The following is a 23777-nucleotide window of genomic DNA, read 5'->3' on the forward strand; positions in this document are numbered from 1 at the left end:
GCAGCCTGTATCGATTACTGACGGTGAATTTTGACGGTCTGGATAGAGGTGCACTCTTCCAGGCCGTAGCGGCCAAACTCGACCCCGAATCCGGACTCTTTTACACCACCAAAGGGCGCATCCGGTTGCACCCCGCCGTGGCCATTGATCCAGACAGTACCACACTCCAGCAGGCGGCCCACCTGTTCGGCAGCCACCAGATCATCCCCCCAGACGGAACCGCCCAGCCCGTTGGGACTGTCGTTGGCGAGCTTGATCGCCTCTTCGACGGAAGCGTAACGGATGATGGGCAGCACCGGGCCGAACTGTTCCTGATCGACCAGCTCACAGCCGTTGGTGAGGCCGGCTACCAGGGTTGGAAGGTAGAAGTATCCCGCGCCTTCACCACGTTCACCGCCGCACAGAACCTGACCGCCTTCACGTACTGCTGAGGCAACCAGATTTTCAACGATACGGCGCTGGGCCTCATTCTGAACCGGGCCGAGTTCCGTATCCGCGTCCAGTCCATTGCCGACCCTGATGCCGCGGGCAATGGCTACCAGACGCTGGCACAATTCATCGTACTGCCGCTCATGCACATAAAGCCGTTTCAGGCAGGCACAGGTTTGGCCGTTGTTGTGAAAAGCGGCTGCGAAAATATCATCGGCCACGCGGTCCAGGTCAGTGTTCGGCAGCACGATAGCGGCATCGTTGCCACCCAGTTCCAGCACCAGCCGCTTAAGGCTGTTGGACGCCGATGCCATGATGCGCTTCCCGGTGGCGGTGGAGCCGGTGAAGACCACCTTGCTGACGGCCGGTGCCGAGGTCAGGCGCTGGCCGATATTGCCTTCACCCATCACGATATTGAGTACACCCGGTGGCAGGACGTCGTTGGCCAGTTCGACGAAACGGGCTGTCGCCAGCGGTGTCAACTCCGAAGGTTTGATCACTACCGTATTACCGACGCGGATGGCGGCAATCAGGTGCCAGATGGCGATCAGCAGTGGCCAGTTCCAGGGCGTGACCGAGGCCACCACGCCTAACGGCTTGCGTGTCACCGCGACCAGTGCCATTTCGTCATCCTGAATGGTCTCGTCCGGCAGGTCGATATCGGCGGTGACATGAGACCAGGCCGAGGCTCCCATTACTTCCATGGTGGCACCTGCGCCACCCAGCCCGACCACCGGTTTTCCGGTTTCGCGGACGACCAGTTCAATCAGTTCGTCCTTGTGTTGTTCAATCAGGGTGCCGAGCTGGTGGATCAGCGCTTTGCGTTCCGCATCCGGCCGTTTTGACCAGGCGTCGAAGGCTATTTTGGCGGCATGGACGGCGGTATCGACATGGTGATCACTGGCCCGGGCACAGGTGGCAAAGATTTCACCGGTTGCAGGGTTTACCACCGGCAGGTGGTCGTTACTGTCAATGGCGTGGCCATTAAGGATCATTGGATAGTGTTTCATGCTGGTCTTCCCTTGGCGGCGCTGATTACAGGGTGCCCTGCGGGTGGATAAACTCCCAGGGGGAGCTTTCCTGACCGCGTTCAGATTGAATCTCGATCAGACAGGGCTGATCCAGTTCGATGCATGTGGCGAGTACTGGCTTGAGTTCCGCCGGGGTGCTGACACGGTAGCCACGGGCACCGAAGCTTTCGGCCATCTTGACGAAATCCGGGGTCTGCAGCTCCGAACCACAGAAACGGCCACCGTAGCCCATTTCCTGGTCGCGGCGGACGTTGCCGTAGGAATGGTTGTTGACCACGATGGTGACTACACCGATGTTGAATTCAACCGCCGTCATCAACTCCTGCACGCCGAACATGAAGCCGCCATCACCGCAGACTGATACCACAGCCTTATCCGGATTGGCGACTTTCACGCCCAGTGCCGTCGGAAAACCGTACCCCAGAGTGCCCTGATAACCGCTTTCGACAAAGGTGCGTGGCTGGTACACCGGCAGGCCACCGACCCAGGTGGTGAAGCCCATCTGGGACAGCTCCGGCACATAAAAGCCGTCACGCGGCAGTACCTGGCGGATGACATCCAGATAGGCCATCTGTGGTTGGACCTTTTGCAATGCATTCCAGGCGACTGCCTTGGCGCGGGCAATTTCGTCCAGCCGATCCGGGGCGGGAGAAACCAGACTTTGCAGTCGGTCAACAAGCAGGCGACACACATGGGCCGAGTCACCGACGATGCCCAGGTCCGGAGCGAAGGTCTCCATCTGAGCCGGGTCGATGTCGATACGAATCAGTTTGGGGCCGCTGGAGGGCTTGGACTCGTACTGCATGTAGTTGCCCCAGCGCATGTAGGGCATCTCCAGCCGTGACCCGATACCGATCAGCAGATCGCAGTCATCCCACAGCTGGCGAGCCGCGAGTGAAGCAACGCCTAGATGATGGTCTTCTGCTACCACGCCGCGGCCACTGCGGAAGGCTGTTACCGGAGCGTTGAGCAACTCGGCCAGTGCGGAGACGTCTTCGGACGCATGCAGGGCACCGGCGCCGCACATGATCATCGGCTTGCGGGCCTGGGCGATCATGCGGGCGGCCGCTGCGAGGCTGTCCAGGTCTATGTCCGGCGTGTCAGCTGTCGGTACAACCGCAGCAGGCGGTTCGAATTCGGCCGGTGCCGCCATGGTGTCCCAACACATTTCCACGGTGACCGGTCCCGGTCGCCCCTGTGCCGCTGTGGCATAGGCCCGGTTAACGACAGCCTCGGTCTGCCGGGGATCGGTAATGCTGAAGGCATCCTTGATAATCGATCTCAGGGTGCCGGGCTGGTCTTTCAGTTCATGCAGGTGGCCGCGCCCCTTGCCCAGAAAACTGCCGGGAATCTGGCCGGTCAGACCGACCACCGGGCTACAGTTGCCCATCGCGGTGCAGAGCGCCGCCGTCGTATTGAGAATGCCGGGGCCGGGGACCACGGCGAAAGTACCGGTCTTGCCAGACGATTTGGCATATCCCATCGCCATGTAGGCGGCGGCCTGTTCGTGGCGTGGCACGATCAGGTTGAGCTTTTGTTTGTAGATACCGTCAAACAGGGGATAGATCTGTGCACCGGGGATACCGAAAATGGTATCCACGCCGTTTGCGACGACAGATTCGATAATGGCTTCGCCACCGGTCATGTTGGTCATGATATTTATACTCGTATGAGGGGTTCTCTTCCCGGACCCGAGGGGCAGCTCGACCGCCACGTCATGCGTGTCGGGCAGGGTCAGTGGCGGGTGTTCCGCTCAGGTCTATAGGTGCTGGCCAAAGTGGCCAGAATCAGCAAAGTTCGACCGGTAAGGGGGGCGGTATGGCGAGGCCGCGGATGCTTCTCGACCAGTGTTGGCCGATCGAGAGCCTCCAGAGGTGATAGTTCGGGTTACTGCCCATACCCGGCACCATAGGGCAGAAAAGTCGCAATATCGGGGATCAGGATCAGCAGCGCCAGGCCTGCCAGCATCAGCAGGACATAGGGAATCGAGCCTGAAATGACCTCGGACAGCGGAGCCTGAGTGATGCCCTTGATCACGAACAGGTTCATGCCCACCGGTGGGGTGATCATCGCCAGTTCCAGATTCACCATCAGCAGTACGCCGTACCAGATCAGGTCAATATCCAGCGCGACCATGGCTGGCAGCAGAATCGGTGTGGTGATCAGGATGATCGCGATCGATTCCAGGAACATGCCCATCACGAAGATGATGGCCATGACCATGAGGATGAAGCCCCACTTGGAGAAACCGACACCGATAACCCACTCGGCGATTTCGGCCGGCAGGCGGATGATGGTGATCGCATGCCCGAAGATGTGGGCACCCAGAATGATGGCAAACACCATCAACGAGACCTGCATGGTTTCCATCAACGACTGTTTCAGTTCCTTGAACCGGAAACGGCGGTAGATGAAGGTGGCGACGATCAAAGCATAGAACGAGCCGGCTGCAGCGGCCTCACCGGGGGTGAAAACGCCCAGATAGATACCGCCCATGACGAACGGCGGCATCATTAACGCCCAGAACGCCTTTTTGGCACTTTGCAGCACGGTGGCATGACCCGGATATTCGGGTGAAGACATCTTGCCCCGGTAGGCACTGATAACGCAGTACGCCGAGAACAGCAGAGCGATCAGCAACCCGGGGATCAGGCCCGCGAGGAAGAGCGCACCGATGGAGGCGTCCGTGACGATGGAGTAGAGGATCATCGGGCCCGAGGGCGGGATCAGAATCCCCAGAGTACCACCGGCGGCGACAACCCCCAGCGCTGACTTGCGCTGGTAACCGTACTTTTCCATCTGTGGGATAGCGCTGGAGCCGATAGACAAGGCGGTAGCCACTGAGGAGCCGGAGATGGATGCAAAAATGGTACAGGACAGCACGGTTGCCACGCCCAGACCGCCCTTGATATGGCCGATCAGGTTATGGGCAAACTGGTAGAGGTCGTCGATCACGTGCCCCCGGATCATCACCTGTGCCATGAAGACAAACAGAGGGATGGTCGCCAGGATGCTCTTGTCCATGGTGGCATAGAGGGTATCACCGATGGCGGTAACATTTTCACCAAAAAAGGCCAGCACGGCGATGCCGGTTGCGGCCAGGGCCGCAAAAATGGGTACGCCGGCCAGCAGTAGTGCCAAAAGGCCGACAAAAATCAGGATCGTGGTCATGAGCGGCTCTCCGGGGTGATGTTGAACAGACGCTCAAGAAATTTGGTGGCGGCCGCCAGTGCCAATAGAGCCGAGCCTATGGCCATGGGAATCTGTGTCACCCAGATGGGAGCATCCAATTCGCCCACCGAGTAAAGCCCGAAGTCGCGGTTGAAGCTCAGAGTTTCCCAAGAGGCATACAAGAAGACAGCGGCCACGCTAAACACGACCGCATACCCCAACAGGTTGCAGACTTTCTGCACCGGGCCTGAAAAGCGGGGTGTCAGCAGGTCGATCGCGATGTGCCGGTCATCGAGCAACACCGAACTCAGACCGAGGAACGCCGTCGCTACCATCAGGTATCCGAGCATCTCGTCCGACCAGGTCAAAGGTGCGTTGAAGAAGTACCGCATGAGTACGGCGTAGCTGATCAGTGCAAGCACCACGAGAATGAGAAGGGCACTGAGTGCCCCTCCCAGTCTGGGTAATACACGCAGCAGAATGAATAACATGTTCATGTCCGTGACCACCCGGGGGGTTTAATGCAGCTTTTCGATCAGCTTGATCAACTCATCGGTATCATCACCGGCCCATTTGGCAAAGGACGCGTTGAACGCCGGCAGCATGACGTCGGACAGCGCCTGTTGTTCTTCGGCGGTGGCGTAGTGAAGGTTGACGCCCTTGTCACGCAACTGCTGTGGCGCATCGGCAACGGCTTCCTCGGACAGTTCCAGAGCCCACTCAGCCCCCTTCAGACCCGCTGCCTGCAATACCTGCTTGTTTTCGTCCGAAAGCTTGCTGTACCAGCGAGGATTGGCAAAGCCATGTGCGTACACCGAAATGATCGGGAATACCGTCATATGATCCTGTACTTCGTAGTACTTGCGGCTGACGGCGGCTGCGATATCGGTCAGGGCCGCATCGATAACCCCTGTGGACAGCGCCTGGTAGACTTCTCCGCCGGACATGGAGACCGGTGAGGCGCCCATCTTTTCCAGCCCGGCATTGAACGGAGGTACTACGCCTCTGATCTTGACGCCCTCGAAGTCTGCCGGAGTGTTGAGAAATTTGCCGTTGGTGGTGAACACCGAGGTATTGGTCTGGAACATCCAGGTCAGGTTTTTCAGCCCCTTGCTTTCCAGCTTGCGCTCAAGGAAGTGTGCTGCCTCGGAGGTGGGCCATCGCTTCCATACTTCCACGTCGCTGAAGGCAAAGGGTGCCGTGGTCACCAGCATGGCCGGCAGGGTACGCCCCCAACTGAAGTTGATGGCAAAGCCGCACTCGATATCTCCCTTGGCAACGGCAGGGATGACCTCCTTGGCGGAAACCAGACTGTTGGCGGGATAGACTTCAACCTTGAGTTCACCCTTGGACTGGGTTTCGATTTCGGCGGCCCACTTGTCAATGGCCTGGCCGATGGTGTGTGTGGGCGGGAACTGATGCGCACAGCGTATGGTTTCGGTTGCAGCAGCTGCTCCTGAGAACAGGACAGAGGCACTCAGCAAGGATGTGGTTATTGTTGTTTTCATGGTTACGCTCCTGGGTTTTATTATCGTCTCGCGTATGAACGTTCGGCTGGCCCGTCAGAGTTCGGGCATCATGAGCAATAGGCAAAATTCTTGGGTAAACCTGACTTGGCGATATCGCCGTACATGGGCTCGTCCGGCATGCTCTCCTGGATCAGTGCGCGGGCCTGGACCAGTCGATCAATGTCGATACCGGTCGCGAATCCCATCTTCTCGGTCAGATAGGCCAGGTCCTCAATCACCACATTACCGGTTGCGCCCGGGGCGAAGGGACAGCCGCCCAAACCGCCGAGGGAGGCATCAAAGATGGTTGCGCCGGCCTCCAGTGCCGCCGCCGCATTGGCCAGGCCGGTGCCACGGGTGTTGTGCAGGTGTACGACATAGGGAATCCCGGACAGCACCTGGGTCATGCGCTCGCACACGGCTTTGACCTCTACCGGCCCGCCGTATCCCACGGTGTCGGCTAAACCTACACTGTCCACACCTGCATCCAGGCAGGCCTGGGCAATGCGGACTACTTCATCGGGGTCGACCTGGCCTGCAATGGAGCAGCCAAAGGCCATTGAGATCCCCGCATTGATCACCGCTTTCGGGTTGATCCTGTCACGCAGTTCAACCGCATGCCGGATCGCTTGAATGCTGTCTTCGCGGCTGCGACGGGCATTGGCCTGATTGTGTTCCTCTGTGGCAGACATGACTACGGTCAGCTCATCCACATTGGCCTTGAGGGCGTCCTCTATACCACGCTCGTTCAGTACCAGGGCAATGGCTACGGCACCGGGCAGGCTGTGGGTATAGTCGATGATCTCGCGGATGTCGGCAAACTGGGGGAAACGGCTGGCCGGCAGAAAAGAACCGATCTCGAAATGGCGTACGCCAGCGTCATATTCGGCCTTGATCCAGCGCGTTTTCTGCTCGGTATCGGGGTAAACCTCGGCCATCTGGATGCCGTCGCGCAAGCCGACTTCACGGATGGTAACCCGGTTTTTGGGGTAGAGGGTCTCTATGCGACTCATGCGTGTGACTCCTGCTCAGGCCTGTGCCGGGTTAGGGGTAAAAAATTCGGCGTTGTGCTCCCCGATCTCGGGCAGATCCAGATTGTCCGGCAGGAACGGGTTGCCATCGATCTCGACAGGGAGGCCCGGGGCGCGGAAGCTGCGCTCCTGATCGTGTGATACAAAGAGGCCGTTGGGGCGGTTTACATGAATGTCGTCATACATTTCGGCTGGACGAGAAATGGGAGAGAACGGCAGCCCCTGCTCCTCAAGCGCAACGGCCAGGTCTTCGAAAGACTGGGTAGCGACAGCCTTGGCGATCAGCGGGATGGTCCAACTGCGTGCCTTGATCTGGTCGGGGCGGTTCTGCAGACGCTCATCGTCGAGCAGCTCCTTCAGGCCCAGTACCTTGCACAGGGCGCGCCACTGGCCTTCGGTCACGGCGCCGATAAAGATCTGTTTGCCGGAGCTGGTGTCGAAGATGTCGTACACCGGCCAGGAGAAATTGCGCTCCGGCATCGGCGGCTCTTCGGTACCTTCAAGGTCGAACTGGACCATGTGCTGGGCGACCAGGAACAGGCAGTTCTCGAACAGGCCGATACGCAGCGCATGCCCCTTGCCGTCCCGCTGACGCGCCAGCAGGGTGGATACGACGGCGAAAGCGCCGAACAGGCCTCCCATGATGTCATTGGCGGACGAACCGATACGCAGCGGTCTGCCGGTCGGGCCGGTCATGTAGGCCATGCCGGTCATCATCTGTACAACCTCATCCATGGCGGTACGGTTTTCATACGGGCCGTGCAGGAAGCCCTTGCAGGAGGCGATGACCAGAGCGGGGTGTTTCTCCTGCAGCTGGGCAGGGGAGAGCCCCATTTTTTCCAGGGACTGGTCACGGAAGTTTTCGATGAAAACATCGGCGCTTGCCAGCAACTGGTGCAGCTGAGCGCGGTCGGATTCAGCCTTGAGGTCGAGGGTGACGGATTTCTTGCCACGGTTGAATGTCGGGAAAAAGCCTCGTCCCATACCGGTCAGGTTGCGGGTCTTGTCACCTTCAGGCGGCTCGATCTTGATGACCTCGGCACCCATGAAAGCCAGGAACATGGCGCAGGATGGCCCCATGATCATATGGCTCATTTCAACGACGCGGACTCCAGAAAGGGGTTTATTGTTATTCATACCTGTCTCCAGTTGACTGATGGACAAGTTATAGCGTCGTACCTAGAATCTTAAAAATATATTATTCATAACGATGCCATCTAAAAAAAAGAACCATGGACCTGAGACAGCTGAAATACTTCGTCGCGATCTACGAACTCCGCAACCTCTCCCATGCGGCGGATCACTGCAACGTGGCCCAGTCGGCCGTCAGCCATCATCTGTCACGACTGGAAGATGAACTGGGCACGACCCTGTTCAAACGTCGTCCCCGTGGCATGGATCCGACGGCTGCCGGCGAGCGCCTGTACGTGCATGCGATCGATATCTTCAAGCGCCTGACTATGGCCGAGGATGATGTCAAAAGTGGTGGCAAGGTGTTGTCCGGCGAGATCACGGTAGGGATGCCATACAGCGTGATCAAGGTGATTGGCGTTGAGCTGATGAAAACCGTACGGGAGCGTTATCCGGCCGTTATCCTGGTGCTGAAGGAAGCGCTTTCGGGACTCGGGTTTGATCATCTGGTGACGGAACAATGCGAGTTCTCGCTGCTGTATAATCCGCCGCAGGATGAGCGTATCCGGCAGAAGCCGTTGCTGGATGAGCAGCTCTATTTCATCGGCCATCCCAGTCTGCTGGGCGATGCCCCCGACCCGCTGGAATTCAAGGACCTGACGCGCTACCCCTTGATGCTGTTGTCGAGTGGCACCTTCTCGCGTGCCCTGATGGATAAACCGCAACTGCTGCATTCGCTGGAACGGGCCAGTACGGTGCGTCTGGCCTCTGTTGCCGCCACCATCGGCGGGCTGGAAGCGGCCATCGGTTGTACCGTTGCGCCTCAGGTCCTGGTCTCTGAACAGTTGCAGAGGGGAGAACTGGTGGTGCGGCGGATTGTGAACCCCGAGCCGACCCGGACGTTATATCTGGCCGAACGCAGCAACAGCAAACCTTCTTTCCTGTCGGAAAAAATTGCCGAGCTGGTTGAAGAGCTGGTGCAGGCCTCGGTAACCCAGGGACGATGGACGGCCGCCATGTTGACCGGCCGCAAAACACCTCGCTAGTTGCGCCCAGGGCCAACGACAGGCCTGAAAGGCCTGCCGGCGGGCTCGGGAGTCGTTTGGCTCAAGGTATCAGACGGACTCCAGCGGTCCCTGCGGATGGATGAACGGCCAGGGGGAGCCTTCCAGGCCGCGCTCAGACTGGATTTCGATCAGGCAGGGCTGGTTCAGTTCGATACACTTGGCCAGGACCGGCTTGAGAGCCTGGGGGCTGTCGACGCGGTAGCCGCGTACCCCGAAACTTTCCGCCAGTTTGACGAAGTCCGGTGTCTTCAACTCGGAGCCGCTGAAGCGGCTGCCAAACCCCATTTGCTGATCGCGGCGCACATTGCCGTAGGAGCGATTGTTAACCACGATGCTGACCAGCCCGATGTTGAATTCGGCGGCGGTCATCAGTTCCTGCACGCCGAACATGAATCCACCATCACCACTGACGGAGACCACGGCCTTGTCCGGGTTGGCCACTTTCACCCCCAGCGCGGTGGGGAAGCCATATCCCAGGGTACCCTGGAAACCGCCTTCAACGTAGGTGCGTGGCTGGTACACCGGCAGGCCGCCAACCCAGGTGGTGAAGCCCATCTGGGACAGTTCGGGAACGTAGAAACCGTCACGCGGCAGCACCTGGCGGATCACATCGAGATAAGCCATTTGCGGTTGTACGCTCTGCAACGCATTCCAGGCCACCGCCTTGGCGCGCGCGATCTGTTCCAGCCGATCCGGGTTAGGGGATACCTTGTCCAGCAGCTGGTCGTGCAGCGCACGGCACACCTGCGCCGAGTCGCCCACAAGACCCAGGTCCGGGCTGAAAATCTCCATCTGTGCCGGGTCGATATCGATGCGGATCAGCTGGGGGCCGCTGCTCGGCTTGCGTTCATACTGCATGTAGTTGCCCCAACGCATGTAGGGCATCTCCAGACGTGAACCTATGCCGATCAGCAGGTCGCAGTCATCCCACAGCTGGCGTGCGGCGACGGCGGACAGGCCCAGCGGATGATCTTCGGCGACGACACCGCGACCGCTGCGGAAGGCGGTGACCGGTGCATTGAGCAGCTCGGCCAGCGCGGTGACCTCTTCGGAGGCGTGCAGGGCGCCGGCACCGCACATCAGCATCGGCTTGCGTGCCTTGGCGATCATTGCGACAGCCGATTTCAGTGACTCGGGGCTGATCTCGGACGCGGGCGGCTGGGCAGTGACCGGGGCGGGCGAGGCGAACTCGCTTTCAGTCGCCATGGTGTCCCAGCACATTTCCACCGTCACCGGTCCCGGCCGCCCCGTGCGCACGGTCTCGTAGGCCCGGTTCATGATCGCAGCGGTGTCTGCAGCCTGATGGATCGAGAAGGCGTCCTTGATGATTGATTTCAGGGTGCCGGCCTGATCCTTGAGTTCATGCAGATGGCCTCGACCCTGACCGACGAAGGACGTCGGTACCTGTCCGGTCAGACCTACCACAGGGCTGCAGTTGCCCATGGCGGTACACAGGGCCGCGGTGGTGTTGAGGATGCCGGGGCCGGGGACTACAGCAAAGGTGCCGGTCTTGCCGGTGGACTTGGCGTAACCCATCGCCATGTAGGCGGCGCTCTGTTCGTGGCGGGGCACGATCAGGTCAAGGTCGTGCTTGTAGATGCCGTCGAACAGGGGGTAAATCTGCGCCCCCGGAATGCCGAATATTGTGTCCACACCGTTGGCAACGGCGGATTCAATCATGGCTTCGCCGGCGGTCATGGTTTTTCGGGTGTTCTTGATTGCAGCGTTCATAAGGCAGACAACTCATGTCAGGTGAAAATTGAAACCTTGGGTGAGTGATCTGGCCAGCCACACAGGGGCCAAGAGCAGTCGGCATGTGATGCCGAGCCAATGTCCTAGCCGTAAAAAGTGGAGATGTGAGCAAGCGTGGCCAGATCAGATCTGTCCATTGACGCGGGGAGGGGGGATGGCGATACCACGGATACTGCGCGACCAGTGTTGGCCGATCGAGAGTCGCCATTGATGTTTATGCATTGAACCGTTGAGCATGCCTTGCAGCCATGGTTACTTTCCACCCACCTTAGCCAGTTTGGGCGTATTAATCCAGTATCGCACTGAGCTCCGCTGTGGCAAGCGACGGACAACGAGCTTCCGGCAACAGGGGCTGATCAGCCCGGCAGGCGGGCAACATCCACCGAAACCTCCAGCGTCTGTTCGCCGCCACCGTCAAATATGATGCCGCGCAGCGGCGTAACGTCTGCATAGTCGCGGCCCCAGGCGGTTACGATATGTTGCCCGGCGGGCATGTTGTTATTGGTGGGGTCGAACTCAAACCAGCCATCACCCGGCGAATACACGGCAAACCAGGCATGAGAGGCATCGGCCCCCACCAGCTTTTCCTGACCGGGGGGCGGCAGTGTTTCCAGATAGCCGCTGACATAGCGGGCCGGGAAGCCCAGCGCACGAAGACAACCGATCGCCAGATGGGCAAAGTCCTGACAGACACCACGTTTGTGTCTGAGCACATCATGCAGTGGCGTGGCGATTGTGGAAAACTCCGGGTCGTAGGTGAAGTCTTCATAGATGCGCTGGGTCAGCTCGCGAACGGCTGACAGCAGGGTGCGCTCGGTGGCAAAGCTCGGCGCCGCATACTCACGCAGTTGCTTGCTGGCGCGAACCATGGGTGAATCCAGCAGGAATTCCCGCGCCAGAAGGGTCTCTTCGTCAGCGGCTAGATCGATGCGCGCACGGGCCTCGCTGATGCTGCAGCCCAGGTCCAGCGCACTTTCCGGCTGTCCCGGGTTCACGTCGATGCGGCTGGTGATGTCGATTTCGAGCAGCTTGTGCGGTTCCTGCAGCATGAAATAGCAGTAGCGATTGCCAAAATAGTCCAGGTGTTCGCGCAGCCAGCCTGTCTTGGGCGTCACTTCAATACGGCTGTCCAGACAGCGCTGGGAGGGCGTATTGCGCGGCAGCAGATGTGCCTTGTTGAAGCATTGGCTGACCGGCTGCTCATAGGTGTAGCGCGTGATGTGGCGGATACGGTAGATCATTCCTCGTCACCCCATCGGGTATTCACCAGCTGCTGCGGATTGCGCTGATGCTCAAAGTAATGGCCGGCAATCAGGGTGGCGGTTGCCGTCAGACGCTCAAACAGCTGGCTGAGCAGCGTATCCAGAGCCTGGCGCTGTCCCTGATCATCCAGCTCGGCCAGTTGCTCGGCACGGGACAGCTGCAGCAGGGTACGGGCCTCCAGCAATGTGCGGCGCTCTTCGCTCAGCAGAGACGTTGAGGCACCACCCTGCAATTCGTAAAGATGCTGAGTCAGCTGGTCCAGCTGATACTGCAGCGAGCGCGGGTTGCTGCGATCAAGCAGGAGAAGCACCAGGGCGTTGCGCAGCTCGGGCTGACTGCGGTAGCGGCGACGGTAGGTGACCAGCACTTCGCCGCACATGAGGGCGGCTTCAAGCAGCTGTTCTTCGGCATCGTCGTCCAGTACCGGCACCAGCAGGGCGCGCAGCAGCAGGGTGGTTTGCAGGGTACGCTCCAGGCGTCGGCCCATTTCGAGGAAGCGCCAGCCAAAGCCACGAATCATGCTTTCCTGACTCAGGCCTGAGAGAGCGAGCAGGCTGGTAATCAGCGGGTCCAACGCTTCTTCAGGGGCTGCCAGACTGTCCGGTTGCAGCTGAGCCGGCAGATCATTGAGGGTGTCCCTCAAGTCGCTCAGGACTCGGTGGGTATCACCGGACAGCATTTCGCGGGCCTCTTCTGTACAGCTGAGCATGGCCTGTACGTTGCTGCAGACGCTGCCGAAGCGGCCGCTGTCGAGAATGACTTTGAGCAGCTCGGTTTCAGGGTCATCGAAGGTCTGTGGGTCCTGTGGGCTGAAACCAGGCTGTGTGCCCGTGACTTCGGTCACGCTTTGCAACAGCTGGTGTCGCACGCTGTCCGGCAGAGTGCTGGCGCTGTTCAGCTGCATGAAGGTGGTACGCAGCAGCCGCGTGGCTGACTCGGCGCGTTCTGAGTAGCGTCCCATCCAGAACAGGTTTTCAACCACACGGCTGGGCAGATCGCTGCTCTGTTCGCCGCTGAGCAGAGAGGTTTGCTGCTCTCGCAGCGTGGTCAGGCGCTGAGGCTCAGAAGCCAGTACCCAGGTGTCCTTGCTGGTGGCACCGAGCTGATTGCTGACCACCATCTGCCGGTCAGAGCTGGCCACTCGCGTCAGACCACCGGACATCACGGTGTAGGAACCTTCGTCGGCTACGGCAAAGCCGCGCAGTACCGTTGGGCTGGGGCGCAGCCCACCTCTTTGAAGAGTGGGTGATGTCGATGGAAGATTGGCTTCCTGTGCGACCCATTGAGCGGGGTTGCGGGTCAGTTCACGATGCCAGTGTGCCAGTCCCTTTTCATCCAGCTGTGCTCCATACACGCTTTGCTGTCCGGGGCGGCGGCTGGTGGGTTTGATGATCAATTCCGGCAGGTGGGTCAGAACATACTCACGGTCGGCTGGATCACCCAGCCACCAGGTGCGGGCACTGGGCAGGGTGAGTGGATGACCGAGGAAAAATTCACTGATGCGTGGCATGTACTTGAGCAGGGCCGGATTTTCCAGAATGCCCGAACCCAGCGGATTTGCAACCACCACATTGCCGGCACGAACAGCCTCCAGCAGCCCGGGCACGCCGAGATGGGAGTCGCCGCGCAGCTCGACCGGATCGCACCAAATATCATCCACGCGACGCAGGATGACGTCTACGCGGTGCAGGCCATCCAGGGACTTCATCCACACGAAGCCATCACGTACGGTCAGGTCGCCTCCCTGTACCAGCGAATACCCCAGATAGTTGGCCAGGTAAGTGTGCTCGAAATAGGTTTCGCTGTAGGCCCCGGGGGTCAGAATGACGACTCTGGGAGTGCCGCCATTGGGCGCCAGGCTGTTCAGCTTGCGTCGAAGTGCTTGAAAGAAGAGGGCAAGGCGATGCACCTGACTGTCGCGGATCAGGCTTGGCAAGATGCGTGACATCACGGTGCGGTTTTCCAGCGCGTAGCCGGCACCACTTGGAGCCTGAGTGCGATCGGCAACGACCTGCATCTGGCCGTCAGGGCCACGCACCATGTCCACCGCATGCAGGATCAGCTGCTGCTCGCCCGGCATGTTGAGTCCCTGGCAGGCGCGCAAAAAACCGCTGTGAGACAGAATCAGCTCCGCCGGCAGTATGCGGTTGCGGATCAGTTCACGCGGACCATACAGATCGCGCAGAATCAGATCGAACAGTTCGGCCCGCTCGCTCAGCCCCGCCTCAATTCGGCTCCACTCTTCGCTGCCGATCAGCAGTGGTACCGGGTCCAGCCCCCAGACACGGGTTTTCTGGGGCTGGCCCACCATGTTGTAGTTGGCACCATCGTCACGCAGGATGCGTTGTGCTTTGTGCTGACGGTTCTGCAACCCTGCGATGCCAAGCCGGCTCAGGGCATCCAGTACATATTGCCAGTGAGGCCGGATACGGCTGTCGGCGGCAAACGCCTCATCAAAGCGTCCGTCCCGCGGTGCATACTGCAGCAGCGGTTCAGGCGACGGCGGCGGAGTCAAATTGTCGGTTGCCACTGTACAGGGGCCTCTGGCTTGGAGTCAGCGGGCATCATAGGTGTTTTTTTGCACAGTTCAAGAACTTCGCCTCAGGTCGAGAGTATGCGGGTACTCGGCCAGCAGTTCCTCCAGCGGTGGTGCCATGGGGCGTGGTGCCACATCATGCGGGAAAAATTCACGCAGAGCGCCGTAAAATGGCGGCGGCGTAACAGGGCCCGGCGTGTAGCCGTAATTGTGGAAGCGATTGACCCGACGCGCCTCGGCCTCGAAGGCGTTGACTGGCTGGGTATCGTAGCTGCGTCCCCCCGGATGGCTGACGTGATAGGTGCAGCCACCGATGGAGTGACCGTTCCAGCTATCAATCACATCAAACACCAGTGGGGCATGCACGCCGATGGTTGGGTGCAGGGCCGAGGGCGGGCTCCAGGCACGATAGCGGATGCCGGCCACGTATTCGCCCTGTACCCCGGTTGCCCTGAGGGGAACGCGGCGACCGTTGCAGGCCAGCAGATAACGTCCCTCGGTCAGGCCGCTCAAGCGTACCTGCAGTCGTTCCACTGACGAGTCCACGTAACGCGCGGTGCCAAAGCTGGACACTTCCTCGCCCAGCACATGCCAGGGCTCGATCGCCCAGCGCAGCTCAAGCTCCATGTCATCGATCTGAACCCGGCCGTAGTGAGGGAAGCGGAACTCCTCGAACGGCGCCAGCCATTCCAGCTGGAACGGCAGACCGTGATACTGCAGGTCCCTGACCACATCCTTCAGGTCTGACCACACATAGTGCGGCAGCATGAAACGATCGTGCAGTTCAGTTCCCCAGCGTACCAGTGGCTTGTGGTAGGGCTGTTTCCAGAAGCGAGCGACCAGCGCGCGCAGTAGCAGAGTCTGGACCAGCGACATCTGTGGATGCGGCGGCATTTCAAAACCGCGGAACTCCAGAATGCCCTGACGACCCGATACCGAGCCGGCTGCATACAGCTTGTCGATGCAGAACTCGGAGCGGTGCGTGTTGCCGGTGATGTCCACCAGCAAATTGCGCATCAACCGGTCTACCAGCCAGGGCTGTTCTACCAGACCATCCGGCATCTGCTGGAACGCGATCTCCAGCTCGTAAAGTGCTTCGTCACGGCCTTCATCCACACGGGGCGCCTGACTGGTCGGGCCGATGAACATGCCCGAGAACAGATACGACAGGCTGGGATGATGCTGCCAATAGGTTACCAGCGAGCGCAGCAGGTCAGGCCGGCGCAGCAACGGGCTGTCGGCGGGTGTCACCCCGCCCAGTGTGACGTGGTTGCCGCCACCGGTACCGCCGTGGCGACCATCCAGCATGAATTTTTCGGTGCCCAGTCGGGCCAGGCGTGCCTCTTCGTACAGAGCGGTCGTGTTGTCCACCAGCTCCTGCCAGCTGCTGGCCGGGTGGATATTCACCTCGATAACGCCGGGGTCAGGTGTGACCAGCAGTTTTTGCAGGCGGGGATCACGCGGTGGCTCATAGCCCTCGATGACCACCGGCAGCTTGAGTTCGGCCGCGGTGTGTTCGATATGGTTGATCAGGTCTACGTAATGTTCCAGATGACTGATCGGTGGCAGGAACAGGTGCAGACGTCCCTCGCGGGCTTCAATGCACAGTGCCGTGCGTAGAACATCGGTCCAGACCCTCGGTGTCTCGCTGTCGCTTTCCTGATCGGCCGGGATATCCATCATCTGGCGGCTGTCAGCCGGGTTGGGCTGTGCCGCCGACGTCATGTCGGCAAAAGGACGATAGCCGGGCAGCGGAGCCTTTTCGGCAAAGGGGTCTGCATCGGGCTCAAAGTAAAGTTCGTCTTCTGCCGCCGTTGGCAGGCTGCCCAGCGGTAGACGGAACCCCAGCGGAGAGTCTCCCGGAATCAGGGTCAGCTGTTCGCTGCGCAGCGGCCAGGGTGTTGAGCGCCAGCGTTGAGTGCTGTAATTCCAGCCCAGCGGCAGCACCATACCAGTGGGCGTGTCCAGACCACGACTTAGCAGGCGTGCCAGACGCTTACGTTCCATGTCGTCCTTGAGGTCGAACGTTTTCGGGTCCACGTTAGCGGGCAGTTGTTGCTCTTGCCACAGATAGTAGAGGCTGTCTTCGAACGCCTCGACCAGATAGCGCGAGGGTAGCCCCAGATTGCGACACAGGGTGTGCATGAAGCGGCGTGCCTCATCCAGCCCGTGGCCATAATCCCGGTCAACGCGTGCCAGCAACTCGGTGTCGTGCCACAGAGGCTCTCCATCCGTGCGCCAGAAACAGCCCAGCGCCCAGCGCGGGACCTCCTCACCGGGGTACCACTTGCCCTGTCCGTAGTGCAACAGACCGTTGGGCGCGAAACGGCGGCGCAGCCGCAGCAGCAGATCCTTGGCCAGGCTGAGCTTGTCATCACCCAGCGCTTCAATGTTCCACTGTGCCGAATCCATGTCGTCAATGGATACGAAGGTCGGCTCGCCCCCCATGGTCAGGCGAACATCACCGGCCTCCAGCTCCCGGTCGATCATCTGGCCCAACGCGTCAATGGCCGCCCACTGGTCATCGCTGTAGGGTTTGGTGACACGGGGATCTTCGTGAATACGGGTGACCCTGTTGCTGTAGCTGAACTCCACTTCACAGGTGTCAGACGCGCCGGTCATCGGTGCGGCTGACTCGGGAGATGGGGTACAGGCCAGTGGTATGTGCCCTTCACCCGCGAACAGCCCTGAAGTTGGATCGAGACCAACCCAGCCCGCACCGGGGATAAAGACCTCGCACCAGGCGTGCAGGTCGGTAAAGTCCTGTGCGGCGCCCGAGGGGCCATCCAGTGCCTCCTGATCCTGCTTCAGCTGCACCAGATAACCCGAGGCAAAGCGGGCGGCCAGTCCCAGCTGGCGCAGTATCTGTACCATCAGCCAGCTGGTATCGCGGCAGGAGCCCTTCTTGAGCGTCAGAGTTTCTTCCGGTGTCTGTACGCCAGGCTCAAGGCGGATGCCGTAGTCGATCTCCTGCTCCAGCCGCTGGTTCAGGCTGACCAGGAAATTGATGATGGACGTCTTTTCACGTGATACTGATTTAACCCATTTACTCAACAGAGGTCCGTTTTCTGTCACTTCCAGATAGGGCTGAAGCTCTTTTTCTAGTGCCTTGTCGTAACTGAACGGATAGTGTTCGGCATACTCTTCAACAAAGAAATCGAATGGGTTGATCACGGTCATGTCCGCAATCACCTCGACCTCAACCTTCAGTGACGTCGTTTTCTCCGGGAAGACCAGGCGAGCGATATGGTTTCCGAACGGGTCCTGTTGCCAGTTGATGAAGTGCGTTTCCGGCTCGATGCGCAGCGTATAGCCGTGAATATGGGTACGGCTGTGCGGGGCCGGGCGCAGCCTCAGTTGATGCGGTGACAGGCTCACCGGACGATCAAAGCGGTATTCGGTAACGTGGTTGATCGCTATGCGTATGGTCACGATAAGGGCCTCTGTGCAGACTCAGGCAGGAAACCAGGTCTGGGAAATCCGGTTGCTGAGCTGGCAGAGCTGTATCTGCAGATCGTTAAGAAAGCTGCGAAACGCCGGGCCCAGATCTGCCTCGGTTGTGATCGGATAGACGCTGGGATTGATCTCACGAATCAATTCCACCACGTGATGCCCCTGCGGCAGTTTGCCGGCGGAAATCTCCAGTTGGGTCAGACAGGCCTCGACACTACGCGGAAAGTGCGCATCTTCCAGCAGGTAACAGGCCACATCCGGGCCGGTGACCGACATGCGAACGCTGCGGCGGTAGCTCATATAGGCGCTGGCGGAGCGCAGTACGTTACCCCAGACCACCTGACGCAGGTTGACGCTGGCATCGCCGTTGGCCGCGATCAGGGCCGCGGCACCGGCATCCAGAATGCGCGTGGTCATATCGGATCGCTCCAGATCACGCCCCAGCTTGACGAACTGCCAAGGTGCGTCGTGGCTCATGGTGCCGGACAGCATGCCGAACAGCATCTGACAGCGACTGACGACTTGGTCGAGAAATTCGTAGCGTTTGCTGCGATTGATGCCCAGACGGATGTTGTTCTGGGCATACAGGTAGAGCTCGTTGATCTGTTCCCAGCTTTCCACCGGCAGTACATCGCGGCTGGTGCGGATGTTCTCACGCAACATACGCAGCGCCGACAGCATTGAGCTGGGGTTGGTATCGTCGGCCAGAATGAACTTGACCACGTTGTGCTCGTCACGAATGCGGTAGCGCTCACTGAAGAGATCACTGGCACTGTTGAGCTCGACCAAGGAATACCAGCTGATATCGACCTCTCGTGGCAAATCGAACAGCAGCTTGTCATAGACACTGACCAGGCGGGCCGTGTTTTCAACACGCTCCAGATAGCGGGCGGCCCAGTAAAGACGTTCGGCAACTTTTGACAGCATGGCTTATTCCTCCCCCCCATCGACAATCCAGGTATCCTTGCTTCCCCCGCCCTGAGAGGAGTTCACCACTAGTGAGCCCTTCTTCATGGCGACGCGGGTCAGTCCTCCGGTGGTGACGTAGGTGTCGCGTCCCTGCAGGATGAAAGGGCGCAGATCCAGATGACGCGGTTCCAGACTGCCGTTATCGACCAGCGTGGGGGCGGTTGAAAGCGCCAGAGTGGGCTGTGCGATGTAGTTGCGTGGGTTGTCCTGAATCAGTTTGGCGAACTGGGCCTGTTCCTTCTTGGTGGAGTGAGGCCCCACCAGCATGCCGTAGCCACCGGACTCATTGGCGGGCTTGACTACCAGCTTGTCCAGATTCTCCAGCACGTAGGCACGATGCTCTGGGTCGTCACACAGGAAGGTTTCAACATTCTTGATGATGGGTTCTTCGTTGAGGTAATAGCGGATGATCTCGGGCACGTAGGCGTACACAACCTTGTCATCGGCCACGCCGGCACCGGGCGCATTGGCCAGGGCGACCTTGCCTTTCTGCCAGGCGCGCATCAAACCGGGAACGCCCAGTACGGAGTCCTTGTTGAACACGGACGGGTCCAGAAACAGATCATCGATACGGCGATAGATGACATCTACCTGCTCAGGGCCGCTGATCGTTTTCATATAGACACAATCATCGTCACCGACCATCAGGTCTGACCCTTCTACCAGCTCGATTCCCATTTGCTGGGCAAGGAATGCGTGCTCGAAGTAGGCCGAGTTGAAGATGCCGGGGGTCAACACCACGATGACGGGCTTGCGGACATCCCGGGGCGACAGGGACGCCAACATGTCGAACAGGCTGGCACAGTAACCGTCGATGGGCAGGATATCGTCCTTTTCGAACAATTCGGGCAGGACGCGTTTGGTGATGGCGCGATTCTCCAGCATGTAAGACACGCCGGATGGCACGCGCAGGTTGTCTTCCAGCACGTAGAACTCGCCGTCACCGTCACGCACCAGATCGGTACCGCAGATATGCGCCCACACACCAAGTGGTGGTGTGATACCGATGCACTCGGGGCGGAAGTTGCGCGATTCGGTGATGATCTCGGCTGGGATGATGCCGTCCTTCAGGACCTGCTGTTCATGGTAGAGATCATTGATGAAGAGATTCAGTGCCTTGAGGCGTTGTTCCAGCCCGGCGGCGGTGGTACGCCACTGTTTGGCCGAAATGGTGCGGGGCACGATGTCGAACGGCCAGGCACGGTCGATGTTGCCTTCCTCGGTATAGACCGTGAAGCTGACACCCATCTCCTGAATGGTGGCCTCTGCCATCTGGCGGCGCGATTCGATCTCTTCAGGAGGAAGGGACTCAAGGTAGTGGATCAGTTGCCGTGCAGGGGGGCGAATGCTGCCATTTCGGCCTACCAGTTCATCAAAGTACCCGTTCGGGTCATACGATTTCCAATCCATCGTCATAGCCTGACCTGCCTATCATGCAGAAGCGACGCACTCTGATGGTGCTGATGCGTGCGCGGTATGTGCACCTTTGGTGCTCTTTCGGCATGGAGCGTCAGCCGTGCCCTGTAAAAGTGCAGCTGGCGATCTGTTAGCCGTTGCCTATGAGGCATACAGCAATTAACAGGCCAAAAGCGACAGTGTGTGACGAAGGTTGCAGGAAAGGGACCGCCTGCGGCAGGCAAAGGCGGTCTGCAGAGGGTCAGTGACCGAAATGGTCTGCGTCGAGCATATCCGGATCATCGTGACCGAGGCTGTTCAAGCTGGACATCTCTTCGGTCGTCAGGCTGAAGTCAAAAATGTTCAGATTGTCGGCCATGCGCTGCGGATTGGATGACTTGGTTGTGGTAGCAAAGCCCTGCTGAACTGCCCAGCGCAGCACGATCTGGGCGGGTGTCCGCTGGTGTTGCTCCGCGATGGCAAGAATGACGGGGTCTGCCAACATGGCATTGCCACAGCCCAGCGGGCGCCAGGACTCAGTGACGATACCGTGGCGCTGGTGCAGCGCAATCAGGTCATCACGACGATGATAGGGGTCAAGCTGGATCTGGTTCAGGTGTGGTTTCAGACCCAGATCCAGCAGTCGTTGCAGGTGAGCCGGCTTGAAGTTGGAGGTGCCGATGGCACGCACCAGTCCACGGTCCAGCAGGTTTACCAGTCCCAGATAAGCTTCTACGAAACGGTCCTGATCCGGGTTGGGCCAATGGATCAGCAGCAGGTCGATATAGTCCAGCTCCAGCCGTTTCAGACTCGCTTCGCAGGCGTCTTTGGCGCCCTCAAAGCCGTGCCACTCGCGGTTGAACTTGGTGGTTACGAACACCTGATCACGCGGCACAGAAGCGTTGCGAATGCCCTGACCTACACCACGCTCGTTCTGGTAGTTCTCGGCAGTGTCGATCAGGCGGTAGCCCAGCTCCAGTGCGGTGGTAACCGTTTCGGCGGCTTCGGCATCGTTCATCGGCCAAGTGCCGAGGCCCAGCTGGGGCATCTCGACACCGTTGGCCAGTGTCAGGGTCGGGGCCAGGGTTATGCTCATCTGCAACGCTCCAATGTTGTTCAGGGTGAATTGAGGTTTGATGTTACTACGCCGGTGGTTGGCGGCACTAGCCGTGTACTGAAACCGCGCAATCCACCGCTCAATAAATTCAGCCTGTCACGGCTTGATACGATAACCAGTGCGGAAGATCCACCAGACCGCTGTCAGGCAGATCAGCAGGAACATCAGCGTCATACCCAGACTCATGCCCATATGCACGTCGGCGACGCCGTAAAAGGCCCAGCGGAAACCGTTGATCAGGTAGACCACAGGATTGAACAGGGTCAGTGTTTGCCAGGGTTCGGGCAGCATGTTGATTGAGTAAAAGGCGCCACCGAGGAACGTCAGCGGTGTGATCACCATCAGTGGGATCACCTGCAGCTGCTGAAAGTCGTTGGCCCAGATGCCGATGATGAAGCCGAACAGGCTGAAAGTCAGGGCGGTCAGCAGCAGGAAGGCGAGCATCCAGAAAGGATGGGCGATGCTGTAGTCGACGAACAATCGCGCCGTGAGCAGAATCAGGGTGCCGATGATCAGCGATTTGGTCGCCGCGGCACCGACATAGCCGGTGATGATTTCAAGCGGTGATACCGGTGCCGACAGCACCTCGTAGATTGTACCGGAGAACTTGGGGAAGAAGATGCCGAAGGAAGCGTTGGAGATGCTCTCGCTCAGCAGTGACAGCATCAGCAGGCCAGGGATGATGAAAGCGCCGTAGCTGACGCCGTCGATCTCGCCCATGCGCGAGCCGATGGCCGTGCCAAAGACGATGAAATACAGTGAGGTGGACAGCACCGGGGAGATGACGCTCTGCATCAGCGTGCGTCGGGTGCGGTTCATCTCAAACTTGTAGATGGCGCGTATGCCGTTGAAATTCATTGGGCTTGCTCCGGTCGGTGGACGAGGCTGACGAAGATCTCTTCCAGTGAACTCTGCTGCGACTGCAGATCCTTGAGATCGATACCCTCGGCACTGAGGTTGCGCAGCAGCTCGGCGATGCCGCTGGTTTCATGATGGGCATCGAAGGTATAGGTCAGTTGGCTGCCGTCTTCGCTCAGAGTCAGGTTGAAAGCATGCAACCCCTCGGGCAGCGCCGCCAAAGGCGTCTGCAGATACAGGTGCAGCTGTTTCTGCCCCAGCTGCTGCATCAGCGTCTCCTTTTCCTCGACCAACATCAGTTCACCACGGTTGATGACGCCGATGCGGTCGGCCATCTCCTCGGCTTCCTCGATGTAGTGGGTGGTCAGGATCACGGTCACGCCGTTGTCGCGCAGTCCGCGCACGATCTCCCACATGTCGCGGCGCAGCTCCACATCAACGCCTGCACTGGGTTCGTCGAGGAACAGAATGCTCGGCTCGTGGGACAGCGCCTTGGCGATCATCACTCGGCGCTTCATGCCGCCGGACAGCGCCCGCATCATCGACCGGCGCTTGTCCCACAGCGACAGCTGGCGCAGGATCTTTTCGATGTAGGCGGGGTCGGCGGGTTTGCCGAACAGGCCGCGACTGAAACTGACGGTATCCCAGACGGTTTCAAAGGCATCGGTGGTCAGTTCCTGGGGCACCAGCCCGATCAGGCTGCGTGCCCGACGGTAGTCTTCGACAATATCCACGCCATCGGCCAATACCCTGCCGGAACTGGCGTTGACCAGGCCACAGATAATGCTGATCAAAGTGGTTTTGCCAGCGCCATTGGGCCCGAGCAGGGCGAAAATCTCGCCGCGGTGGATCTCAAGATCGACCGACTTGAGTGCAGTGAATCCCGAAGCATAGGTCTTGCCGATGCCCTGGATTTGAATGATTGGTTGCACGAATACTCCTTGTTCTCGGCATGCGTAACAACCTGAGTGTAGCGCGGAAGGACGCTCAGCCGTACTGTTCAAAACGGATGTAAACCGGACGGGTGTGCCTGCTTACGCAGCAACCGGGGGGTTGGGCCACCCCG

At 59.5% G+C, this 23777-nt stretch carries 17 protein-coding genes; 1 reads left to right on the forward strand and 16 read right to left on the reverse strand.

What is annotated here, in order from left to right; all coding sequences use genetic code 11:
* Window positions 1-14 precede the first annotated feature (14 nt).
* From ABIE61_RS07850 to ABIE61_RS07880, 7 genes are all read right to left on the reverse strand, one after another.
* A complete protein-coding gene (locus ABIE61_RS07850) occupies window positions 15-1439 on the reverse strand; it encodes an aldehyde dehydrogenase family protein (RefSeq protein ID WP_354408263.1) in 1425 nt (474 codons plus the stop codon).
* Window positions 1440-1464: 25 nt separating this feature from the next.
* Window positions 1465-3114: a thiamine pyrophosphate-dependent enzyme gene (locus tag ABIE61_RS07855; protein ID WP_354408266.1), complete on the reverse strand. Its 1650-nt coding sequence runs from the start codon at window positions 3112-3114 to the stop codon at window positions 1465-1467.
* A 233-nt stretch (window positions 3115-3347) separates the two neighbouring features.
* Entirely contained in the window at window positions 3348-4631 is a 1284-nt protein-coding gene (locus tag ABIE61_RS07860; protein ID WP_354408267.1) for a TRAP transporter large permease, read from the reverse strand.
* Window positions 4628-5122, reverse strand: coding sequence for a TRAP transporter small permease (locus tag ABIE61_RS07865; protein ID WP_354408270.1), 495 nt, complete (start codon window positions 5120-5122; stop codon window positions 4628-4630). The genes ABIE61_RS07860 and ABIE61_RS07865 overlap by 4 nt, the downstream gene beginning before the upstream one ends.
* A gap of 27 nt (window positions 5123-5149) precedes the next feature.
* Window positions 5150-6139, reverse strand: coding sequence for a TRAP transporter substrate-binding protein DctP (gene dctP / locus ABIE61_RS07870; protein ID WP_354408272.1), 990 nt, complete (start codon window positions 6137-6139; stop codon window positions 5150-5152).
* A gap of 68 nt (window positions 6140-6207) precedes the next feature.
* Window positions 6208-7152 carry a hydroxymethylglutaryl-CoA lyase gene (locus tag ABIE61_RS07875; RefSeq protein ID WP_354408273.1) on the reverse strand — a complete coding sequence of 315 codons (945 nt, stop codon included), beginning with the start codon at window positions 7150-7152 and terminating at the stop codon, window positions 6208-6210.
* Between the two features lie 15 nt (window positions 7153-7167).
* Window positions 7168-8307, reverse strand: coding sequence for a CaiB/BaiF CoA transferase family protein (locus ABIE61_RS07880; RefSeq protein WP_354408276.1), 1140 nt, complete (start codon window positions 8305-8307; stop codon window positions 7168-7170).
* A gap of 95 nt (window positions 8308-8402) precedes the next feature.
* Here ABIE61_RS07880 and ABIE61_RS07885 point away from each other — a divergent pair, with 95 nt between their 5' ends.
* A complete protein-coding gene (locus ABIE61_RS07885) occupies window positions 8403-9347 on the forward strand; it encodes a LysR family transcriptional regulator (protein WP_354408279.1) in 945 nt (314 codons plus the stop codon).
* 69 nt (window positions 9348-9416) lie between these two features.
* On the opposite strand, the gene ABIE61_RS07890 is transcribed toward ABIE61_RS07885, so the two are convergent.
* From ABIE61_RS07890 to ABIE61_RS07930, 9 genes are all read right to left on the reverse strand, one after another.
* Complete coding sequence (locus tag ABIE61_RS07890; protein ID WP_354408281.1) at window positions 9417-11099, reverse strand: thiamine pyrophosphate-dependent enzyme; 1683 nt, start codon at window positions 11097-11099, stop codon at window positions 9417-9419.
* 377 nt (window positions 11100-11476) lie between these two features.
* Window positions 11477-12361, reverse strand: a complete 885-nt coding sequence (locus tag ABIE61_RS07895) for a transglutaminase family protein (protein WP_354408283.1) — start codon at window positions 12359-12361, stop codon at window positions 11477-11479.
* Window positions 12358-14913 (reverse strand): circularly permuted type 2 ATP-grasp protein, encoded by a 2556-nt coding sequence (locus ABIE61_RS07900; protein ID WP_354408285.1) that lies wholly within the window; start codon window positions 14911-14913, stop codon window positions 12358-12360. Before ABIE61_RS07900 ends, ABIE61_RS07895 begins: the two co-directional genes overlap by 4 nt.
* 57 nt (window positions 14914-14970) lie before the next feature.
* Window positions 14971-18351: a transglutaminase family protein gene (locus ABIE61_RS07905; RefSeq protein ID WP_354408288.1), complete on the reverse strand. Its 3381-nt coding sequence runs from the start codon at window positions 18349-18351 to the stop codon at window positions 14971-14973.
* Window positions 18352-18372: 21 nt separating this feature from the next.
* Complete coding sequence (locus ABIE61_RS07910) at window positions 18373-19299, reverse strand: alpha-E domain-containing protein (protein WP_091827184.1); 927 nt, start codon at window positions 19297-19299, stop codon at window positions 18373-18375.
* Window positions 19300-19302: 3 nt separating this feature from the next.
* Window positions 19303-20757 (reverse strand): circularly permuted type 2 ATP-grasp protein, encoded by a 1455-nt coding sequence (locus ABIE61_RS07915; RefSeq protein ID WP_354408291.1) that lies wholly within the window; start codon window positions 20755-20757, stop codon window positions 19303-19305.
* 241 nt (window positions 20758-20998) lie between these two features.
* Window positions 20999-21832 (reverse strand): aldo/keto reductase, encoded by an 834-nt coding sequence (locus tag ABIE61_RS07920; RefSeq protein ID WP_354408294.1) that lies wholly within the window; start codon window positions 21830-21832, stop codon window positions 20999-21001.
* A 117-nt stretch (window positions 21833-21949) separates the two neighbouring features.
* The gene (locus tag ABIE61_RS07925; protein ID WP_354408296.1) at window positions 21950-22711 is read right to left on the reverse strand and encodes an ABC transporter permease; all 762 of its coding nucleotides are present in this window, start codon (window positions 22709-22711) and stop codon (window positions 21950-21952) included.
* Window positions 22708-23643 carry an ABC transporter ATP-binding protein gene (locus ABIE61_RS07930; RefSeq protein WP_354408299.1) on the reverse strand — a complete coding sequence of 312 codons (936 nt, stop codon included), beginning with the start codon at window positions 23641-23643 and terminating at the stop codon, window positions 22708-22710. Before ABIE61_RS07930 ends, ABIE61_RS07925 begins: the two co-directional genes overlap by 4 nt.
* Window positions 23644-23777 lie beyond the last annotated feature (134 nt).

The sequence above is a fragment of the Marinobacterium sp. MBR-111 genome (assembly GCF_040547585.1).
Lineage (GTDB): Bacteria > Pseudomonadota > Gammaproteobacteria > Pseudomonadales > Balneatricaceae > Marinobacterium > Marinobacterium iners.

What these genes read in the sequence shown, in the direction of transcription:
- ABIE61_RS07850 (WP_354408263.1), bottom strand. Translation starts at nt 1,439, where the DNA reads ATGAAACACTATCCAATGATCCTTAATGGCCACGCCATTGACAGTAAC.
- ABIE61_RS07855 (WP_354408266.1), bottom strand. Translation starts at nt 3,114, where the DNA reads ATGACCAACATGACCGGTGGCGAAGCCATTATCGAATCTGTCGTCGCA.
- ABIE61_RS07860 (WP_354408267.1), bottom strand. Translation starts at nt 4,631, where the DNA reads ATGACCACGATCCTGATTTTTGTCGGCCTTTTGGCACTACTGCTGGCC.
- ABIE61_RS07865 (WP_354408270.1), bottom strand. Translation starts at nt 5,122, where the DNA reads ATGTTATTCATTCTGCTGCGTGTATTACCCAGACTGGGAGGGGCACTC.
- dctP (WP_354408272.1), bottom strand. Translation starts at nt 6,139, where the DNA reads ATGAAAACAACAATAACCACATCCTTGCTGAGTGCCTCTGTCCTGTTC.
- ABIE61_RS07875 (WP_354408273.1), bottom strand. Translation starts at nt 7,152, where the DNA reads ATGAGTCGCATAGAGACCCTCTACCCCAAAAACCGGGTTACCATCCGT.
- ABIE61_RS07880 (WP_354408276.1), bottom strand. Translation starts at nt 8,307, where the DNA reads ATGAATAACAATAAACCCCTTTCTGGAGTCCGCGTCGTTGAAATGAGC.
- ABIE61_RS07885 (WP_354408279.1), top strand. Translation starts at nt 8,403, where the DNA reads ATGGACCTGAGACAGCTGAAATACTTCGTCGCGATCTACGAACTCCGC.
- ABIE61_RS07890 (WP_354408281.1), bottom strand. Translation starts at nt 11,099, where the DNA reads ATGAACGCTGCAATCAAGAACACCCGAAAAACCATGACCGCCGGCGAA.
- ABIE61_RS07895 (WP_354408283.1), bottom strand. Translation starts at nt 12,361, where the DNA reads ATGATCTACCGTATCCGCCACATCACGCGCTACACCTATGAGCAGCCG.
- ABIE61_RS07910 (WP_091827184.1), bottom strand. Translation starts at nt 19,299, where the DNA reads ATGCTGTCAAAAGTTGCCGAACGTCTTTACTGGGCCGCCCGCTATCTG.
- ABIE61_RS07915 (WP_354408291.1), bottom strand. Translation starts at nt 20,757, where the DNA reads ATGACGATGGATTGGAAATCGTATGACCCGAACGGGTACTTTGATGAA.
- ABIE61_RS07920 (WP_354408294.1), bottom strand. Translation starts at nt 21,832, where the DNA reads ATGAGCATAACCCTGGCCCCGACCCTGACACTGGCCAACGGTGTCGAG.
- ABIE61_RS07925 (WP_354408296.1), bottom strand. Translation starts at nt 22,711, where the DNA reads ATGAATTTCAACGGCATACGCGCCATCTACAAGTTTGAGATGAACCGC.